Annotated in this window: 15 protein-coding genes and 3 pseudogenes; 10 read left to right on the forward strand and 8 right to left on the reverse strand. The window is 61.4% G+C overall.

Annotation, left to right across the window (positions count from 1 at the left end; all coding sequences use genetic code 11):
• Positions 1–73 precede the first annotated feature (73 nt).
• From IPK59_10650 to infA, 8 genes are all read left to right on the forward strand, one after another.
• Positions 74–1,081: an arginase family protein gene (locus tag IPK59_10650; protein ID MBK8159193.1), complete on the forward strand. Its 1,008-nt coding sequence runs from the start codon at positions 74–76 to the stop codon at positions 1,079–1,081.
• A gap of 76 nt (positions 1,082–1,157) precedes the next feature.
• The gene (locus IPK59_10655) at positions 1,158–1,799 is read left to right on the forward strand and encodes an alanyl-tRNA editing protein (GenBank protein ID MBK8159194.1); all 642 of its coding nucleotides are present in this window, start codon (positions 1,158–1,160) and stop codon (positions 1,797–1,799) included.
• Positions 1,800–2,021: 222 nt separating this feature from the next.
• Positions 2,022–3,581, forward strand: a complete 1,560-nt coding sequence (locus tag IPK59_10660) for an ABC transporter substrate-binding protein (protein MBK8159195.1) — start codon at positions 2,022–2,024, stop codon at positions 3,579–3,581.
• A gap of 168 nt (positions 3,582–3,749) precedes the next feature.
• Entirely contained in the window at positions 3,750–4,772 is a 1,023-nt protein-coding gene (locus IPK59_10665; GenBank protein ID MBK8159196.1) for an ABC transporter permease, read from the forward strand.
• Between the two features lie 13 nt (positions 4,773–4,785).
• On the forward strand, positions 4,786–5,688 hold the full coding sequence (locus IPK59_10670) for an ABC transporter permease (GenBank protein ID MBK8159197.1): 903 nt from the start codon (positions 4,786–4,788) through the stop codon (positions 5,686–5,688).
• Between the two features lie 16 nt (positions 5,689–5,704).
• On the forward strand, positions 5,705–6,568 hold the full coding sequence (locus IPK59_10675; protein ID MBK8159198.1) for an ABC transporter ATP-binding protein: 864 nt from the start codon (positions 5,705–5,707) through the stop codon (positions 6,566–6,568).
• Positions 6,565–7,338 (forward strand): ABC transporter ATP-binding protein, encoded by a 774-nt coding sequence (locus IPK59_10680; protein ID MBK8159199.1) that lies wholly within the window; start codon positions 6,565–6,567, stop codon positions 7,336–7,338. The genes IPK59_10675 and IPK59_10680 overlap by 4 nt, the downstream gene beginning before the upstream one ends.
• Positions 7,339–7,552: 214 nt before the next feature.
• Positions 7,553–7,828: a translation initiation factor IF-1 gene (gene infA, locus IPK59_10685; protein MBK8159200.1), complete on the forward strand. Its 276-nt coding sequence runs from the start codon at positions 7,553–7,555 to the stop codon at positions 7,826–7,828.
• 35 nt (positions 7,829–7,863) lie between these two features.
• On the opposite strand, the gene IPK59_10690 is transcribed toward infA, so the two are convergent.
• A complete protein-coding gene (locus IPK59_10690; GenBank protein MBK8159201.1) occupies positions 7,864–8,724 on the reverse strand; it encodes an LOG family protein in 861 nt (286 codons plus the stop codon).
• A 22-nt stretch (positions 8,725–8,746) separates the two neighbouring features.
• On the opposite strand from IPK59_10690, the gene IPK59_10695 reads away from it, so the two are divergent.
• Together IPK59_10695 and IPK59_10700 are read left to right on the forward strand one after the other, a co-directional pair.
• Positions 8,747–10,876, forward strand: coding sequence for an aminotransferase class III-fold pyridoxal phosphate-dependent enzyme (locus tag IPK59_10695; GenBank protein ID MBK8159202.1), 2,130 nt, complete (start codon positions 8,747–8,749; stop codon positions 10,874–10,876).
• A gap of 9 nt (positions 10,877–10,885) precedes the next feature.
• Positions 10,886–11,518, forward strand: coding sequence for an FkbM family methyltransferase (locus IPK59_10700; GenBank protein MBK8159203.1), 633 nt, complete (start codon positions 10,886–10,888; stop codon positions 11,516–11,518).
• A 13-nt stretch (positions 11,519–11,531) separates the two neighbouring features.
• Here IPK59_10700 and IPK59_10705 read toward each other — a convergent pair whose 3' ends face one another.
• The 7 genes and pseudogenes from IPK59_10705 to IPK59_10735 all read right to left on the reverse strand — a co-directional run.
• Positions 11,532–11,828, reverse strand: coding sequence for a hypothetical protein (locus tag IPK59_10705; GenBank protein MBK8159204.1), 297 nt, complete (start codon positions 11,826–11,828; stop codon positions 11,532–11,534).
• Positions 11,829–12,605: 777 nt separating this feature from the next.
• Positions 12,606–14,008 (reverse strand): annotated as a pseudogene (locus IPK59_10710) (amino acid permease).
• Positions 14,009–14,020: 12 nt separating this feature from the next.
• Positions 14,021–14,206 carry a hypothetical protein gene (locus IPK59_10715; GenBank protein MBK8159205.1) on the reverse strand — a complete coding sequence of 62 codons (186 nt, stop codon included), beginning with the start codon at positions 14,204–14,206 and terminating at the stop codon, positions 14,021–14,023.
• A 24-nt stretch (positions 14,207–14,230) separates the two neighbouring features.
• A complete protein-coding gene (locus IPK59_10720) occupies positions 14,231–14,710 on the reverse strand; it encodes a hypothetical protein (GenBank protein MBK8159206.1) in 480 nt (159 codons plus the stop codon).
• A gap of 61 nt (positions 14,711–14,771) precedes the next feature.
• A pseudogene (locus tag IPK59_10725) lies at positions 14,772–15,048 on the reverse strand (hypothetical protein).
• Positions 15,049–15,348: 300 nt separating this feature from the next.
• Positions 15,349–16,657 (reverse strand): annotated as a pseudogene (glnT, locus tag IPK59_10730) (type III glutamate--ammonia ligase).
• A 77-nt stretch (positions 16,658–16,734) separates the two neighbouring features.
• Positions 16,735–17,761, reverse strand: a 1,027-nt coding sequence (locus tag IPK59_10735; GenBank protein ID MBK8159207.1) for an FMN-binding glutamate synthase family protein, incomplete at its 5' end; no start/stop codon positions are given.

The raw sequence follows: 17,761 nt of genomic DNA on the forward strand, positions 1-17,761 counted from the left end.
CTGATCTGATTGTCAGTCCCGTCGGCCCCCGCTAGGTTGATCCAGATTCACGAGATCACGGGCGGGGGACGAGATGGACGAGGCGGAATTCCAACGCAAGAAGGCCGAGATGGAGCCCTGGTACTGGTGGGGCATCCAGACCTTCTTCAAATGCAAGTTCGATGAGAACCCGGCCAATTGCGACATCGCCCTGGTCGGCGTCCCGCATTCTTCCGGCAACGGCTCGACCGAGCGTGACCAGCATCTGGGACCACGCGCCGTGCGCAACGTGTCCGGCTGGTATCGCCGCGGCCATCAGAAATACGGCATCGTGCCGTGGGAATCCGCACGCATCAACGATCTGGGCGATGTGCCGCTGCCCCATGCCATGGTCAACGATATCTGCGTCAAGGATATCGAGGGTTTCTACAAGCGCCTCGACCGCGCCGGTACGCGGCCGGTCTCCATCGGCGGCGATCACGCGATCACCGGGCCGATATTGAAAGCACTGGCCGGGAAGGACGCCAACCTCACGCAGGGCCGCAAATGCGCCCTTCTCCATTTTGACGCCCATCGCGACGATTACGAACATATCCCGCATTGGCTGGGTGCCGAGCGGTCGGCGGCGCATTGGGCTGCCTATACCGTGGTTGAACAGCATGTCGACCCGGCCCATAGCGTGCAGCTGGGCATGCGCGGTAACCCGATCCGCCCGCGCGCGGATCTCAATTTCAGCAAGCTCGGCTACCGCCTTATTCCGGCTGACGAGTTCTTCGAGATCGGCATCGAGCGCACCATCGAGATCATCCGCGAGCGCGTGGGCGACATGCCGCTCTACATCACCTTCGATCTCGACGTGCTGGATCCGGCCGATGCGCCGGCGGTCTCCAATCTCGACCCGCTGCATGAGGGGCTCCGCGCCTCGCAGATTGTCAAGATCTTCCATGGCCTGCGCGGCATGAACATCATCGGCGGCGACATCGTCTGCATGATCCCGACCAAGGATAATCCCAACAACATCACGGCCATGAACGCGATGGCCATCATGTTCGAGATGGTGGCGCTCATCGCCGATCGGATGGAGCAGGCGAAGAAGGGGTAATTTTATTTCCGGCCGGCCCTTGAGCCGGCTTAGGTCGATCTCGATGATGCCGCCTGCAGTAACGGACGAGACCACTATGCTCCGCAAGGTCTTCTGGGAAGATCCTTATCTGACGAGACTCGACACCCACGTCGCTACCGTCGCGGGTGTCGATGTGACCCTGGCGGCGACGATCTTCTATGCCTTCTCCGGGGGACAGGAGAGCGATCAGGGCACGATAGGGAGACTTCCGGTCAAGGAAGCACGCAACGCCGACGCTGACATCGTCTATACCCTGCCCACCGATCATGGCCTGCGGCCAGGGGACAAAGTTGCCGTCGCCATCGACTGGGAGCGCCGCTACCGCCTGATGCGGCTCCATTTCGCCGCCGAGATCGTGCTGGAAATAGTCTACCGCGACCTGGGGCCGATCGAAAAGATCGGCGCCCATATCGCCGCCGACAAGGCGCGCATCGATTTTGCGCGCGCTGTGCCCGTGACCCCGGATCTGCCGGCACTTCTGGCCCGTGCCGAGGCCATCGTAACAGCCGACCTCCCCATTGCCAGCGCCTTCAGTGACGAAGCAGCCGGCCGTCGCTTCTGGCAGATAGCAGGCTTCGATCCGGTACCATGTGGCGGGACCCACCTCAAACGAACGGGGGAAGTCGGGGCTTTGACCCTGAAACGCCGCAATATCGGCAAGGGTAAGGAGCGGATCGAGATCCATCTCGGCCGCTAGACCCGACCTCGCGATCAAACCCCGATGATTCCCTGAGCAGCGATGCCCAGGATTCCGGCAATCGCATCCGCCGCAAGAAAAGTTCGCGCCTCCTGTTGCCCAACAGGTCAAGAATTTCATTGCAGATTTGTGATCGCGGTATAGCCTAGCGGGCGAAAAGGACGCGGGGCAAGGCGTCCGGGGATGCAAGAATACGTCAAATCACCAACCAGGAGGCTCTAGATGAACATGCTTCTTAAGGCCGGCGTCGCCGGTCTTGCACTGGTCATGGCCAGCGGCTTTACCGCCGAGGCCAAGACCCCCAAGGACACACTGGTCATGGCGTGGGTCTTCGACGATATCATTTCGTTGGATCCGGCCGAGATCTACGAGTTCTCCAGCTCGGAATATATGGCGAACACTTATGACCGCCTGGTCGTGCAGGACCTCGACAACCCCGGTGCCATCAAGTTGCAGGCCGCCGAGAGCTGGTCGGCCTCCGACGACGGCAAGGTGATCACCTTCAAGATTCGTCCCGGCATCAAGTTTGCCTCGGGCAATGAAATGACCGCTGAGGACGCCGAATTCTCGATCGAGCGCTATGTGCTGCTGGACAAGAGCCCGGCCTTCATCATGAACCAGTTCGGCCTCAAGAAAGAGACCGTCAAGGACATGGTCCGCGTGAAGGACGCATCCACCCTCGAGGTCGAACTCGATGCGCCCTATGCGCCGAGCTTCTTTCTCAACTGCCTGTCCTTCACCTCGGCCGTGGTCGACAAGAAGGAAGTGATGTCGCATGAGGTCAATGGCGATCTCGGTTATGACTGGCTGCGCACCAATTATGCCGGCTCGGGTCCATTCGTCCTGAAGGGCTGGAAGCCCAATGAATCGCTGGTCATGGAAGCCAACGATGCCTATTGGGGCGGCGCGCCGAAGATCAAGCGCGTACTGGCGAAGAACGTGACCGAAAGCGCCACCCAGCAGCTCTTGCTGCAAAAGGGTGACGTCGACATGGCGCGCAACCTGACCAACGATCAGCTGACCGCCATCGCCAGCGACAAGAACATCACTGTCGCGGCGACGCCGAAGGCAACCCTCTGGTATATGGGCCTCAACACCACGAACCCGAACCTCGCCAAGCCGGAAGTCCGCCAGGCGATGAAGTATCTGGTTGACTATGACGGCCTCGCCAACACCTCGTTCAAGAGCATCGGGATCAAACACCAGACCTTCCTGCCGGAAGGCCAGCTCGGCGCCGACAATGAAACGCCGTTCTCGTTGAACGTCGAGAAGGCCAAGGAACTGCTGGCGAAGGCCGGCGTGCCGGACGGCTTCAACATCACCATGGACACGACGAACAAGACCGAGACGCGTCTGCTCTCCGCCTCGATCCAGAATACCATGGCGAAGGCCGGCATCAACATCATCATCAAGCTGGCCGACAACAAGACCACGTTGACCAAGTATCGCGCCAGCCAGCACGATATCTATATCGGCCAGTGGGGCTCGGATTATCAGGATCCGCACTCCAATGCCGAAGGCTATCTGATGGCACCGCTCGCCAAGCGCAATGTCTGGCAGCTGCCGGAGAATGAAAAGGCCGTCCTCGCCGCCCGCGACGAGAAGGACAACACCAAGCGTGCCGCGATGTACATGGAGCTGCAGAAGCAGGCGCTGGAAACCAGCCCCTACATCATCATGTTCCAGCAGATCGAGACGGCGGCCATTCTCAACAATGTGAAGGGCTTCGTCATCGGCCCGACCTTCGATCTCAATCTCTATGCCAATGTGACGAAGGAATAAGGCGCGTTTGCTCGTTCCGCCCTTCCCGCGACGGGAAGGGCGGAGACGGCAAGTCGAGATGCGAAAGAACGATACACGCCGTTTTCACTTCCGCGGCTTTTCCTTCAAAGGAACAGCCTGCCCGATCCTGCGCTGTGTCCCCTCGCAGCGCGCCAATCGAAGTATCCCATGTTGATCAAATCACGCCGTCTGCGCGGCTTGCTGAACTCTCTTGGCTCCGTTGCCGTGACGTTGTTCGGCCTGCTCCTGGTCACCTTCGTCATCAGCCGCATGCTGCCGGCCGACCCGGTACTGGCCATCGTCGGCGACCATGCGACCGATGAATATGTCGAACGCGTGCGTGAACAGTTGGGCCTCAACGAGCCGATTCTGGTCCAGTTCTGGATCTATTTCACCAATGTCATCCAAGGCGATCTCGGCCAGTCGATCCGCACCAGCCAGCCGATCGCCCAGGAACTGATGAACGTCTTCCCGGCGACGCTGGAACTCGCAACACTCGGCACGATAATCGGCATCATTTTCGGCATTCCGCTGGGTGTCCTCGCCGCCGTGCGCAAGGATACGTTGATCGACCATGTGGTGCGCTTCGTCGGCCTGGTCGGCTATTCCGTGCCGATCTTCTGGCTGGGCCTGATGGGCCTCCTCGTCTTCTATGCCAAGCTCGACTGGCTGCCCGGTCCCGGGCGCCTCGATTTCGGCTACGAGGATATGGTGACGCCGGTGACCGGCCTCATGACCGTCGACACCCTCATTTCGGGCGACATGGATCTCTTCAAGAACGCGCTCGGCCATCTCATCCTGCCGGCGAGCCTCCTGGGCTATTTCAGCCTTGCCTATATCAGCCGCATGACCCGCTCGCTCATGCTGGGTCAGCTCAGCCAGGAATACATCCTGACCGCACGGGTCAAAGGCGTCTCGGAGACACGCATCATCTGGAAGCATGCCATGGGCAATGTGCTGGTGCCGCTGATCACGGTCATCGCCCTCTCCTATGGCAATCTGCTCGAGGGCTCGGTCCTCACCGAGACCGTCTTTGCCTGGCGCGGCCTCGGCCTCTACATCACCGATTCGATCTTCGGCCAGGACATGCCGGCCGTCATGGGCGGCACCATCGTCGTGGGCGCCGTCTTCATTGTGATCAACATGCTGACCGACGTGGCCTACCGGCTGCTCGATCCGCGCGCGCAGTGAGGGAGACAGGACGATGATCTCCGCTTCCTTCCGCGCCTGGCTGCTGAGCGACGTGCCGGATTCCCGTTTCCAGGCACGCATGGGCCGGTTCTATCTGGGCTGGCTCACCTTCGCCCGGAATCCGCTGGCGATGCTGGGGCTCCTCATCCTTATCGTGCTCGTCGTGATGGCCATCTTTGCGCCCTGGATTGCGCCGCATAACCCGCTATGGGGCGATTTGCCGGACCGCCTGCTGCCACCCAGCAGCAGGTTCCTGCTCGGTACCGATGACCAGGGCCGCGATATCTTCAGCCGCATCGTCTACGGGGCCCGCACCACGCTCTATATCATCGGCCTGGTGGCGGTGACGGCAGCACCGATCGGACTCCTCATCGGTGCAACGGCCGGGTATGTCGGCGGCTGGGTCGAAACCGCGTTGATGCGCCTGACCGACGCGTTCCTGGCCTACCCGAAACTGATTCTCGCACTGGCTTTTGCGGCAGCCTTGGGCGCCGGGCTGGAAAACGCCGTCCTCGCCATCGCCATCACATCCTGGCCACCTTATGCGCGCATCGCCCGTGCCGAGACGCTGACCGTCCGCAACAGCGACTACGTGGCTGCCGCCCGGATGACCGGCGCCGGTTCCTTGCGCATTCTGTTCGGTCATATCATGCCGATGTGCATTCCCTCGCTGATCGTGCGTGTCTCACTCGACATGGCCGGCATCATCCTCATCGCGGCGGGTCTCGGTTTCCTGGGATTGGGCGTCGCCCCGCCTCAGCCGGAATGGGGCTCGATGGTCTCGGAAGGCCGCTCGCAGATCCTGGAACAATGGTGGGTATGCACTTATCCCGGCATTGCCATCTGCATCGTCAGCCTGGGCTTCAACCTCATCGGCGATGGTTTGCGCGATGTTCTCGACCCTCGTGGCAAGTGATATGGGGGCAAGTGACATGAGCGAAACACCGATCCTCGACGTCCAGAACCTCAATGTCCGCTTCGACACGCCGAAGGGCGAATTCCATGCGGTGAAGGATGTCAGCTTCACCATGGGCCGCGAGAAGCTCGCCATCGTCGGCGAATCCGGTTCCGGCAAGACCCAGACCGGCCGCGCCATCCTGGGGCTGACCCAGGGGCGCATCACCGCGGACCGCATGACCTTCCACGGCGGCAATCTGGTGGGCCTCAGCCCCAAAGCCTGGCGCGAGATTCGTGGCCGGCGCATCGCCATGGTGATGCAGGATCCCAAATATTCGCTCAACCCCGTGATGACCATCGGGGATCAGCTGATCGAGGCCGGCCAGCGCCATCTGGGCGCCACCAGCCCGCGGCAGCGTGGGCTGGAGATGCTGGAAGCGGTCAAGATCCGCGACCCACAGCGCGTGTTCCGTGCCTGGCCGCACGAGCTTTCAGGCGGCATGGGACAGCGCGCCATGATCGCCATGATGCTGATGGCGGAGCCCGAATTGCTGATTGCCGACGAGCCCACCTCGGCGCTCGATGTCACTGTGCGCCTCCAGGTGCTGGCGATCCTCGACGATCTCGTGAAGACGCGAAACATGGGGCTCATTTTCATCAGCCATGATCTCAACCTGGTGCGCACCTTCGCAGACCGGGTGTTGATCATGTATGGCGGCCGCGTGGTCGAGGAACTACCCGCCCGCGACCTCTATTCGGCGACACACCCCTATACAAGGGGCCTGCTCGCCTGCGCGCCCGAAGTTGACAATCCGAAGAAGCGCCTCGCCATCCTCAGCCGCGACCCGGCCTGGGCGGATGCGCCGCAGGTCCGGCAGCCTGCGGGAGGTCGGTCATGATCGATATCGACAAACTGTCCGTTGTCTTTGGCGAAGGAGAGGACCGGGTCCTCGCCGTCGATCAATTCAGCCTGCGCGTCGAGGCCGGCGAGAGTTTCGGTCTGGTCGGTGAGTCCGGTTCCGGCAAATCGACCGTGCTCCGCGCTGTGGCAGGCCTGGTCGACACCTGGACGGGCGATATGGTGGTTGATGGCGCGAAGCTTGGCCGCAAGCGCAGCCGCGACTTCTATGCCAAGGTCCAGATGGTGTTCCAGGACCCATTCGGGTCGCTTCACCCCAAGCACACGATCGACCGGATCCTCTCGGAGCCCCTGATCGTCCACGGCCTCGACAATCGCGAGGCGCGGGTCCGTGACGTGCTTGAACAGGTCCAACTTGGCCCCAGTTTTCGCTTCCGCTATCCGCATCAGTTGTCGGGCGGCCAGCGCCAGCGAATCGCCATCGCCCGCGCCCTCATCCTCAGCCCCCGCATCATCCTGCTTGATGAACCGACCTCGGCCCTCGATGTCTCGATCCAGGCCGAAATCCTCAACCTGCTCGATGACATCCGCACCCAGTTGGGGGTCACCTATCTGCTGGTCAGCCACGATCTCGGCGTGGTCGCCCATATGTGCAACCGGTTCGCCGTGATGCGGCAGGGCCGGCTGGTCGAGGTGGCGGAAAGCGCCCATCTTGGCACCGGCGCTCTCAACCACGCCTATTCGCGCCAGCTGCTGCTGGCGAGCAAAGGCTATGACCGGGCCTTGGTCGACACCTTCGCGGATCTGTGATTTCCGAGATAATCCATAATTATCATATAGTTAGTTGAAATCATCGGAATCGCTGATCTGGTCACGGCCGGATTGAGCTTGAATGGTCACATGACCTGCTTTATTTCATGGCGCCATCTGCAATCATCCCAGCATGATTCCGGCGGCTGAGCCATGTGTGGTGCGCCTGGATGTCGTGCGGATTGCCTCACAGATATCGATTTGAAAGAGAACCATGTCGAAAGAAGACGTCATCACCTTTGACGGGACCGTCACGGAGATGTTGCCGGATCTGCGCTACGTGGTGCAGCTCGATAACGGGCACCAGACCCTGGCCTATACCTCGGGCAAGATGCGCAAGCATCGCATCCGCGTGCTGGCGGGCGACCGCGTCAACGTCGAGATGACGCCCTACGACCTGACCAAGGGCCGCATCACCTTCCGCTTCAAGGACGAACGTCCGAACACCGGCTCGGCACCGCGCCCCGCGCCGTTCAAGCGGCGCCACTAAGTCCCGCGCCGTTCAAACGGCGCCACTAAGCCCCTTCAGCCAGGCTGGCGGCCCATTTTCCCAGATCGGGCGCTGGCCGGCTTCAGACCGCGTCCCTTGAGGGCCGCCCAGGCTTCGGCTCCCGTATCGACGATATCGAAGATACCCATGTCAGCGGCTTCAATGAGGCCGCTGTCGATCATGGCGTCGAAATTGATGACGCTGTTCCAGTAATCTTTCCCCACCAGCACCACCGGCGTCACCGTGACCTTGCGCGTCTGCTGCAGGGTCAGGATCTCGAACAGCTCGTCCATCGTGCCGAAGCCGCCGGGGAACACGGCCAAGGCCCGCGCCCGCATGGCGAGGTGCATCTTGCGCATCGCAAAATAGTGAAACCGGAAGGTGAGGTCCGGCGTCGAAAAGGCATTGGGCTCCTGTTCGCCCGGCAGCGTGATGTTGAAGCCGATCGATGGCGCACCGGCATCATGGGCACCACGATTGGCTGCTTCCATGATTCCAGGGCCGCCACCCGTCGCGATGACATTGTCGCGTTGACCTTCAACGGGCTTGAGGGCGCCACCTTCCTCGGAGACCAAGCGGGCAAAAGCGCGCGCCTCTTCATAGTAGCGCATCCAGGCCCCAAGCTTCTCGGCCCTGGCCTTGGCGGCGGCGTCCGGCGCCGCGGCGATCCGCGCCGCCGCCAGTTCCGGTGAGGGAATGCGCGCTGAGCCGAACACGATCACGGTCGACCGCACACCCCAATCCTGCAGCACCAGATCCGCCTTGGAATATTCGAGCGCAAAACGCAGGCCGCGCAACTCCTCGCGGTTGGCGAGGAAGTCGGTATCCTCGACCGGCAGACGATAGGATGGCGCGGTCCGTTGCTGGGCGTTGTCGTGCTTTGGGGTGCTGGTCATCGGCAGTACTTTCGTCGTGGTCATGGGGAATGGTAGAAGGAAGCGATCCATTCCCGTTCAGGAAGAATTTGCCATGGACGCCGCCCGACCGGAACAGCTGATCGCACAAATGCTGGCACGCGTCACGGCCGGACTGCCGGCTCATGAGCATGTCCCGCATCTGCGGCGTTGGCTGGATTTCAACAATCATCGCTTTGGTCCGGTCCTGCGAGCACCACTCGACCAAGCGCATGTCGCCATCATGGACGCGGCGGAGACACCGGCCAGACTCACACATCCCAGCCGCAACGGTGGCGAAAACCTGACCAATTGGTGGTTGCAGCGGCAGCGCGAGATCGCACCGCGCACCGGCATCGGCCGCTATGGCGAGGATCGCGGGATCTATGACCACCCTGAAGAGCCGCGCGAAGAAAACCCGCGCAAGATCCATCACGCCATAGACATCTTCGAGCCGGCCGGCACGGAGATCTTCGCGCCCTATCTGGCCACGGTCGAGACTCTCGGCGTTGACCCAGGCCGCCACGGCTTCGGCGGTATCTTGGTGCTACGCCATGAGACGGACACCGGGGTACCGTTCTGGACACTTTATGGTCATCTGGCGCCTGGCAGCATCGCCGCGCTGAAGCAAGGACAGCGCATCGCCAAGGGAGACCGGCTGGGCGTGCTCGCAACGCCGGCGGAGAACGGCGATTGGCCGCCACATCTCCACTTCCAGCTTATGACGCACCTCATGGGTTGGGCTGTGCTCGACATCATCGGCATCTCCTGGGCCAGCCAATGGGAATTGTGGCGCGAGATCTGCCCCGACCCCAACATCATCCTCGGCATCGGCGCGAACTGCGCGGCCCCGATCTCACGCAGCAAGGCGCAATTGGCGAGAGAACGGCAGCGGCATCTCGCCCCCTCCTTCAGCCTCGCCTATGACACGCCCCTCAAGATCGTGCGCGGCGCCGGCTGCCATCTCTACGATGAGGCCGGGCGTGCCTATCTCGACATGGTCAATAACGTCGCTCATGTCGGCCACTGCCATCCACGCATCGTCGACGCGGCGGATCGGCAGATGGCGCTGCTCAACACCAACAGTCGCTATCTCCATGACAACCTCACCACCTATATCCGGCGTCTCGCGGAAATCCTGCCGCCGGAACTGTCGGTGATCTATCTGGTCAATTCCGGCAGCGAGGCCAATGATCTTGCCCTGCGTCTCGCCCATGCCCACACGAAGGCGCGCGATGTGGTGGTGGTCGATCACGGCTATCACGGCCATCTGTCCAGCCTCATCGACATCAGCCCCTACAAGTTCGATGGAAAGGGTGGCGCAGGTCGGCCCGCGCATACCTGGGTCGCGGAGATGCCCGATCCCTATCGCGGCCGGCTGCGCAAGGGCGACAAGGATGTGGGACCCGCCTATGCCGACAGTGTCGCCACCCTGGTCCTGGACATGGTAGCGCTGGGTCGGAAGCCAATGGCCTTCATCGCGGAGGGGATCCAGGGCTGCGGGGGGCAGATTCCCTTCCCGCACGACTACCTCGGCAACGCCTACCGCCATGTCAGGCGCGAAGGCGGCCTCTGCATTGCGGACGAGGTGCAGGTCGGCTTCGGGCGCGTCGGCACCCATTGGTGGGCGTTCGAAACCCAGGGTGTCGTCCCCGATATCGTCACCATGGGCAAGCCGATCGGCGCCGGGCATCCGCTGGCCGCGGTGGCGACCACGCCTGAGATCGCCGCGTCTTTCGCCAACGGCATGGAATACTTCAACACCTTCGGTGGCAATCCGGTCTCTGCCGCCATCGGCCTTGCCGTGCTGGATGTCATCCGCGACGAACGCCTGCTGCACAATGCGCGGGCGCGCGGGGTGCAGCTGATGGACGGGTTGCGGCTGCTGGCGACCCGGCACCGGGTGATCGGCGATGTGCGCGGCCTCGGCCTCTTCATCGGCGCGGAATTCGTCAAGGACCGGGACACGCTGCAGCCCGATGCCGCCGGCCTCAAGGCCGTCATCGAGGCCATGAAGGGTGCCGGCGTGTTGCTATCTTCGGAAGGGCCGCATAACAATGTGCTCAAGATCAAGCCGCCGCTGGTCATCAGCGAAGCTGACTGTGCGCATTTCCTCTCATTGCTGGACCGGACCTTAAGCGATCTTCACCTGTAAGGTGCCAAAATGACCTTTCCGATCGACAGCTACTCCTCGTTTGGCGAGGACCGGCTGATTCTCAAATTCCTGGCCAAGCTGCCAACCGGCTTCTATGTCGATGTCGGCGCTCATGCACCGATCGACTATTCCAACACCTACGCGCTCTACCAGCGCGGCTGGCGCGGGATCGCCATCGACCCGGATCCCGATTCCATTACCGCCTTCCAGGCGACCCGGCCCGAGGATACGGCCCTGCAACTCGCCATCGGCAGCAAGCCCGGCAAGGTCAGGCTCCACCTCTTCAGCGACCGCTCGATGAACACGGTCGATCCGGACCTCTACAAGAAGACGCTCACCAACCCCCGCAAGCGCCATCTCGGCGATATCGATGTCGAACAGAAGACCTTGGCCGACGTGCTGACCGAATATGTTCCGGCCGGCCGCACAGTCGATTTCATGAATATCGATTGCGAAGGCGTCGATCTTGACGTGCTGCGCTCCAACGATTGGGCACGCTTTCATCCGAAGCTGCTGGCGGTCGAGGATCTCGATCTTGATCTGGAACGCGTGGTGGAAAGCAAGATCTTCCGCTATCTGCGCCCGCTCGGCTATCGCCTCGTCTCGCATCTCCACTACACGTCGATCTACCGCCTGAGCTAAGCCACTCCCTGAGTTAGGCTGGCGATTTCGGATGGGCGTGGTTGAAGATTTCCCAGCGCACCTTGGCCCAGCGATAGGCGTCCATGATGGCGACGGCGTAAATGAAAAAGCCGCCGGCATAGCGACCGATGATCGAAGCGTCGGGCGCGGCATATTTGGCGGTTACATAGCCCAGCGCCACGGTGGTGAAGGCGAAGAGCAGCCCGCGCGTGGCCTGGCTATTGGCGATCTGACCCATGCCCGGCAGCAATACGGCAATGGCGAGCACCAGGAACGGGTGGAACGGCGCCTTCAACGGTTTGTCAGACATTCCCTCTCCCGCCTTTGGAATCGCCGCCCCTTTGAGCTCGTCAATCAGGGCAATGCAGCGATCCATCATATCGCGCAAGTCATCCGCCGACACCAGATTGCTGCGAAAATCGACGATGCGCAGCACCAGATACTCGGCCCGTTCGCCCTGGTCGATCATGCGCACGAGTCGCACTCCCTTCGGCGTTACCAGCAGTTCCTTGGCCTGGGGCAGGGCAAAGAAATCCATATGCCGCTCGAGCAGCTCACGCGATGGTGCCCGCGTCGGATCATCCGTCTTGGCGTGTGTCCCGTCCGGCCAATGGGCGGGCACCGGCAACTGATAGGGCAGGTCGTTGCCTGGTGCGTAGAATTCGTTGTTCTGCGCCCGCACAAGGATATCCGTCGTGGCAACACCGGGCAGCGGTTCAAGCAACGAGACCCGTAGCCACAACACCGGCAGACGGCGAAATGTCAGCGTGTCGATGACGGCGTCAATATGGAAGGCCCGGTCACGATAATGACCGCTGAGGATCGGGAAATCCGCATCCCTCTGCTCGACCCGATAGGATTGGAAGAGTTCATAGGCCGGCGTATAGAGACTCGCCCGGTCACGGCGGCGTTGCGCACTGCTACGGCGATAGAGCCAGATCAGAACAGCCAGCGCCAGCAGGATCAGCAGAAGGAAAGCGGCGATACTGGATGGGACGGGCATCAGCAGGCTGTCCAAACTCAAAAGAACGGCCGGCGGTATGAGCCGCCGGCCGCGTGAGAGGTAATGGGTGGAACGCTCGCTCCGTTAATAGCCCTTCGGCCGCGGCCAGGCCATCGTGAACTGATCGCCGCGACGGACATATTTGTACCGACACACAACGAACCAGATGGATGCCACCGCGTAGAAGACCATCATCGCCAGCAACTGCGTGCCGAAGCCGAGATAGACGGCGACATAGGTAGCGGCACAGAGGACCAGCAGCACGATCGAGGGGATCGGGTGGAACGGGTGAACGTAACCCCGCTTGATCGTGTCCAGCGGCCATTTCCCGCGGAAGCGGAACATGTTGATCGGCATGAAGGTGTAGCCGAGCAGGCCGGAAAGGATCGAGAAGGTGATCGTCGGCGCCAGCAGCCCGAGAAACCGAACGCCGCGGCGATCGGGATCAGGAACAGGATGGCACGGTAGGGTGTGCGGTATTTCGGATGCACCGCCGCAAAGAATTCCGGCAGATAGCGATCACGGCCCATGGAGAACCAGGCACGCGAAGCGTCGTTGATGCAGCCATTGGCCGAGGCAAGGGCCGAGAACACCGTACCAACCCACAGCAGGACAACCAGGAAGTTGCTGCCCGACATCAGCGAGGCGTCATAGAGTGGCGCCAGGGCGGTGCCGAGATACTCCCATGGCAGGGTGCCCGCACAGATATACCAGGTCAGTGCCGCCGCGATCAGCAAGGTGATCATGCCGGTCATCGTGCCCAGCGGCAACGAACGGCCGCAGGAGCGGACTTCTTCCGCCGCCTGGCAGGTGCCTTCGATGCCCAGATAATACCAGATGGCGAACTGCAATGCGGCAAGGACACCCATCCACCCATAGGGCAGGCTGCCCATGCCGAGGCCTTCATGCTGCAGCGGTTCGCTGGTGAAGACGCCGAACTGATAGGCAAAGACCAGAACGATGATCGAAAAGAACGCCACCGCCGTGATCAGGAAGTTGACGCTGAGCGTCATCAGCACGCCGCGATAGTTGAGGAAGGCCAGGACCGACACGGCCAGGAGCACGAAGGGCTGTGCGGAAACGCTGCCCGGCACCGCCCCTAGCGCCTCGGCGCCGATGCGGACCAGATCGCCGAACACGAAGATGTCGGCAGCTTCCAGCATGGTATAGGCCAGCACCAGATAGAGACCGACATTGAACGCCATCAACGGTCCGGTCGTGTGCTTGGCCTGGGTGTATTGCCCGCCTGCCGCGGCAACCGTGGAGGTCACCTCGGAATCGATCATGGCGACGCAGGTATAGAGCAGGCCGATGATCCAGCAGGCGATGATGGAGCCCAAGGCACCACCCTTCTCGACCGAGAAATTCCAGCCCATGAATTCGCCGACAAGCACGATCCCGACACCCAGTGCCCAGACGTGGGTCGGCCCCAGCACCTTGGCAAGGTTGATCGAGCTCTTGGCGCCGTTTGCTGTTATATCCGTCATGGCGGCGCCCCCTCAGGCCTTGTGGACGACGTCGTTCGGGCCCGCAAGCTCGTCGACGCCTTCTTGTGAACTGGTCAGGATATCTTCGCTGTATTGCTGACTGACGCGAATCGCGTCCCACAGCATCCAGGCCAAGAGCGCCAATGAAACCAACCACGCTGCGGCTTGAAGGAAGTCCCAGCCGTCGCGAAACTGCATGAAATCAAGCATGGATCATCCCCCCTATCGCCGCTCGCCGAATTTCTCGGCGATGACCTGCCGGAATTCCTTGTCGGATTGCGTTACCAGGAAACCGAAATAGGCAGCGACCGCTGCCAGCGTGCCGAGAACACCGAGCCAGTTGAAGGAATAATCGTATCGCAGCGTGATGCTGTTGGCGGCGGTTTCCAGATCGATGCCGAGCTTCGCCCACTGCCCTTGCATGACCGGATTCTGATCCAGCGCTTCCCAGGTCAGGTTCTCATAGGTGATGGTTCCGTCCGTCGCCGTGCGTTTCACGAGACCTTTGTCATTGCTGACGACGATTGTGCCATCGGTCGCTGTTTCCGTCGTCACCACACCCGGCAGCCAATCGCCCTTCTCGGCACCGGCATGCAGAAAGTTGACGGGAAACCAGAGCGCAAAGAAAACGAGCACCATCAGAATGATGGCGTCGAACGCCTGGCCAGCGCCGCTTTGCTTTGGTGGTTGATATCTCGCCATTGTCATCCTCCCCTGAAGTGACCGGCCAAAATCGCCTGAATGTTGTTGTTTGTTTGGGCGATTACCGGTTGGCGTCCAAATGCTTGATGTCCAGTTCGTAGATGAACTTCTTGTCATGGCCATAATGCGAGATCATGGCCGCGATCGAGGCAGTGTTGAAAACACCGACCAGGATACCGGCTACCGCCAACAGCAGCTTGGCGCTGCCGTCTTCGATATAGCCGCTGACCGCGAAGTAGACGAACAGGAGCGCCCACAGGGCGATCACGAAACGCCCAGGCCCATAGCCGATCTTTATTGAACATGGAATCTACGCGCGACTGAAGGTCGTTCGCCATATCACTCTCCCCTGAGACGGCGATCGGATTTCGAACGATCGCTTCATCCATCTTCGCCTCGTTCGAGGCGTCACTCCCAAATCACGTCCCCGTTCCGGGGTATCGTGGCGCTCCTCTTCAGGGAGCTTTCGTCAGAGAACGGGCAGCACGCGAAACACGCTGCTACCAGTCATCTGCGATATTTATCAAAATTTAACATGCTGCTTATGACTTTACTAGCCTTAAATGAAGTTTCCTAACCGGAAACATCCACACCCAGAAGAAAGCCGCCCGAATCTCTTCGGGCGGCTTAGAACGGGCTCAGCAATCGAGCGTGTTATGCCGCTCCCATTCGGTGAGGTGCTTGGTGAAGCTGTTCCATTCTTCCGTCTTCATGCGGATATAGGCGTTGACGAAGGAATCGCCGAACTGCTCGCGCACCACTTTGCTGGCATCCGTGAGACGCAGCGCGTCGAGCAGATTGAGCGGCAGCTTGCGGCCACCCTTTACCGTATGCCCTTCGGTATACATGTTGATGTCGAGGCGCTTGCCGGGATCGCGCTTGTTGTCGATGCCGTCGAGGCCGGAGGCCACGATGCCCGCCTGGAGCAGATAAGGATTGGTCGAACCATCGGCGAGGCGCAGCTCGAAGCGGCCTTCATCCGGCACGCGAATCATGTGAGTCCGGTTGTTGCCGGTCCAGGTGATGGTGTTGGGGGCCCAGGTCGCACCCGACACGGTGCGCGGCGCGTTGATGCGCTTATAGGAATTGACCGTCGGGTTGAAGAACGAGCACAACGCATCGGCATTGTGCTGGATGCCGCCCAGGACCTGGTAGGCGAGCTTGGAGAGGCCCAGTTCGCCCTTGGGATCGCTGAACAGGTTCTTCTTGCCGCTCATGTCCCAGAACGAGATATGGGCGTGGGCGCCGTTGCCGGTGAGATTGCTGAAGGGCTTGGGCATGAATGTGGCCCGCAGGCCGTGCTTCTCGGCGATCGACTTCGCCATGTATTTGAAGAAGACATGGCGGTCGGCTGTCTTCAGCACATCGTCATATTCCCAGTTCATCTCGAACTGGCCGTTGGCGTCTTCATGGTCGTTCTGATAGGGCTTCCAGCCCAGGGTCAGCATCGCGTCGCAGATTTCGGTGATGACATCATAGCGGCGCATCAAAGCGAGCTGGTCATAGCAGGGCTTGTCGGCGGTATCGGCCGTGTCTGCGATCTGCTTGCCGTCCGGCGTGATCAGGAAGAACTCGCATCCTGACACCGGCCTTGGCGCGGAGACCCTTCTTGCCCGCTTCGGCGATCTTGCGCTTCAGCAGATTGCGCGGAGAATCCGCTACCGGCTTGCCGTCCATCCAGAGGTCGGAGGCAAGCCAGGCCACCTCCGGCTTCCAGGGAAGTTGAATGAGGCTGTCGGGATCGGGCTTGGCGAAGAGGTCGGGATGCGCCGGCGTCATGTCGAGCCAGGTCGCAAAGCCGGCAAACCCGGCGCCGTTCTTCTGCATTTCCGCGATGGCCTGGGCCGGCACCAGTTTGGCGCGCAGCGCGCCGAAGAGATCGGTGTAGGAAATCAAGAAATACTTGATTTTGCGGTCTTTCGCGACCTTGGCGAGGTCGGTTGCCATGCTTAGTTCCCCTTTGTTGAAAGCCTCAGAGTTCCTGTGTCGTTTTCTTGTTCAGCCGCGCATGTGCCAGCGCGTTCTCAGTACTTCCCCTGTCCCGGGATCCAGTTGGTGCCGGCCAGCGGTACGCCCGCCATCGCCGCGGATTCCACGGTGAGGGCGACGAGATCGTCGGGTTCGAGATTGTGGACATGGCTCTTGCCGCAGGCGCGCGCGATGATCTGCGTTTCCATGGTCAGGACCGCCAGATAATTGGCCAGGCGATGACCCGCCTTGACCGGGTCGAGGCGCGAGGCGAGGACCGGATCCTGCGTGGTGATACCGGCCGGGTCACGGCCTTCATGCCAATCGTCATAGGCGCCGGCGGTGGTACCAAGCTTTTTATATTCGCTTTCCAGCGCCGGCGAATTGTCACCGAGCGCAATCAGCGCCGCCGTGCCGATGGCGACGGCGTCGGCACCAAGGGCCAGGCACTTCGCCACGTCGGCGCCGTTGCGGATGCGACCAGAAACAATGAGCTGCACCTTCCGGTGCATGTCGAGATCCTGCAATGCCTGCACCGCCGGTCGGATGGCGGCGAGGATGGGCAGGCCGACATGTTCGATGAAGACTTCCTGTGTCGCCGCCGTGCCGCCTTGCATGCCGTCGAGCACGACGACATCGGCACCGGATTTCACGGCCAGCGCCGTGTCGTAATAGGGCCGCGTGGCACCGACCTTCACATAGATCGGCTTTTCCCAATTGGTGATCTCGCGCAGCTCGGTGATCTTGATGGCAAGATCGTCGGGGCCGGTCCAGTCGGGATGCCGGCAGGCCGAACGCTGGTCGATGCCGATGGGCAGGTTCCGCATCTTGGCCACGCGCTCGGTGATCTTCTGCCCCAGCAGCATGCCGCCGCCGCCGGGCTTGGCGCCCTGGCCCACCACGACTTCAATGGCGTCAGCCTTGCGGAGATCGTCCGGGTTCATGCCATAGCGCGAGGGGAGGAGCTGATAGACCAGAATGTTGGAATGACCGCGCTCTTCCGGCGTCATGCCGCCGTCGCCGGTCGTCGTGCTGGTGCCCATGGCCGAGGCACCGCGACCCAGGGCTTCCTTGGCATTGCCG

It is taken from the genome of Rhodospirillaceae bacterium (assembly GCA_016712715.1).
Lineage (GTDB): Bacteria > Pseudomonadota > Alphaproteobacteria > Dongiales > Dongiaceae > Dongia.

Excerpts from the sequence above, each read along its gene's own strand:
- IPK59_10650 (MBK8159193.1), top strand. The coding sequence starts at position 74 with ATGGACGAGGCGGAATTCCAACGCAAGAAGGCCGAGATGGAGCCCTGG.
- IPK59_10655 (MBK8159194.1), top strand. The coding sequence starts at position 1,158 with ATGCTCCGCAAGGTCTTCTGGGAAGATCCTTATCTGACGAGACTCGAC.
- IPK59_10660 (MBK8159195.1), top strand. The coding sequence starts at position 2,022 with ATGAACATGCTTCTTAAGGCCGGCGTCGCCGGTCTTGCACTGGTCATG.
- IPK59_10665 (MBK8159196.1), top strand. The coding sequence starts at position 3,750 with ATGTTGATCAAATCACGCCGTCTGCGCGGCTTGCTGAACTCTCTTGGC.
- IPK59_10670 (MBK8159197.1), top strand. The coding sequence starts at position 4,786 with ATGATCTCCGCTTCCTTCCGCGCCTGGCTGCTGAGCGACGTGCCGGAT.
- IPK59_10675 (MBK8159198.1), top strand. The coding sequence starts at position 5,705 with ATGAGCGAAACACCGATCCTCGACGTCCAGAACCTCAATGTCCGCTTC.
- IPK59_10680 (MBK8159199.1), top strand. The coding sequence starts at position 6,565 with ATGATCGATATCGACAAACTGTCCGTTGTCTTTGGCGAAGGAGAGGAC.
- infA (MBK8159200.1), top strand. The coding sequence starts at position 7,553 with ATGTCGAAAGAAGACGTCATCACCTTTGACGGGACCGTCACGGAGATG.
- IPK59_10690 (MBK8159201.1), bottom strand. The coding sequence starts at position 8,724 with ATGACCAGCACCCCAAAGCACGACAACGCCCAGCAACGGACCGCGCCA.
- IPK59_10695 (MBK8159202.1), top strand. The coding sequence starts at position 8,747 with ATGGGGAATGGTAGAAGGAAGCGATCCATTCCCGTTCAGGAAGAATTT.
- IPK59_10700 (MBK8159203.1), top strand. The coding sequence starts at position 10,886 with ATGACCTTTCCGATCGACAGCTACTCCTCGTTTGGCGAGGACCGGCTG.
- IPK59_10705 (MBK8159204.1), bottom strand. The coding sequence starts at position 11,828 with ATGTCTGACAAACCGTTGAAGGCGCCGTTCCACCCGTTCCTGGTGCTC.
- IPK59_10715 (MBK8159205.1), bottom strand. The coding sequence starts at position 14,206 with ATGCAGTTTCGCGACGGCTGGGACTTCCTTCAAGCCGCAGCGTGGTTG.
- IPK59_10720 (MBK8159206.1), bottom strand. The coding sequence starts at position 14,710 with ATGGCGAGATATCAACCACCAAAGCAAAGCGGCGCTGGCCAGGCGTTC.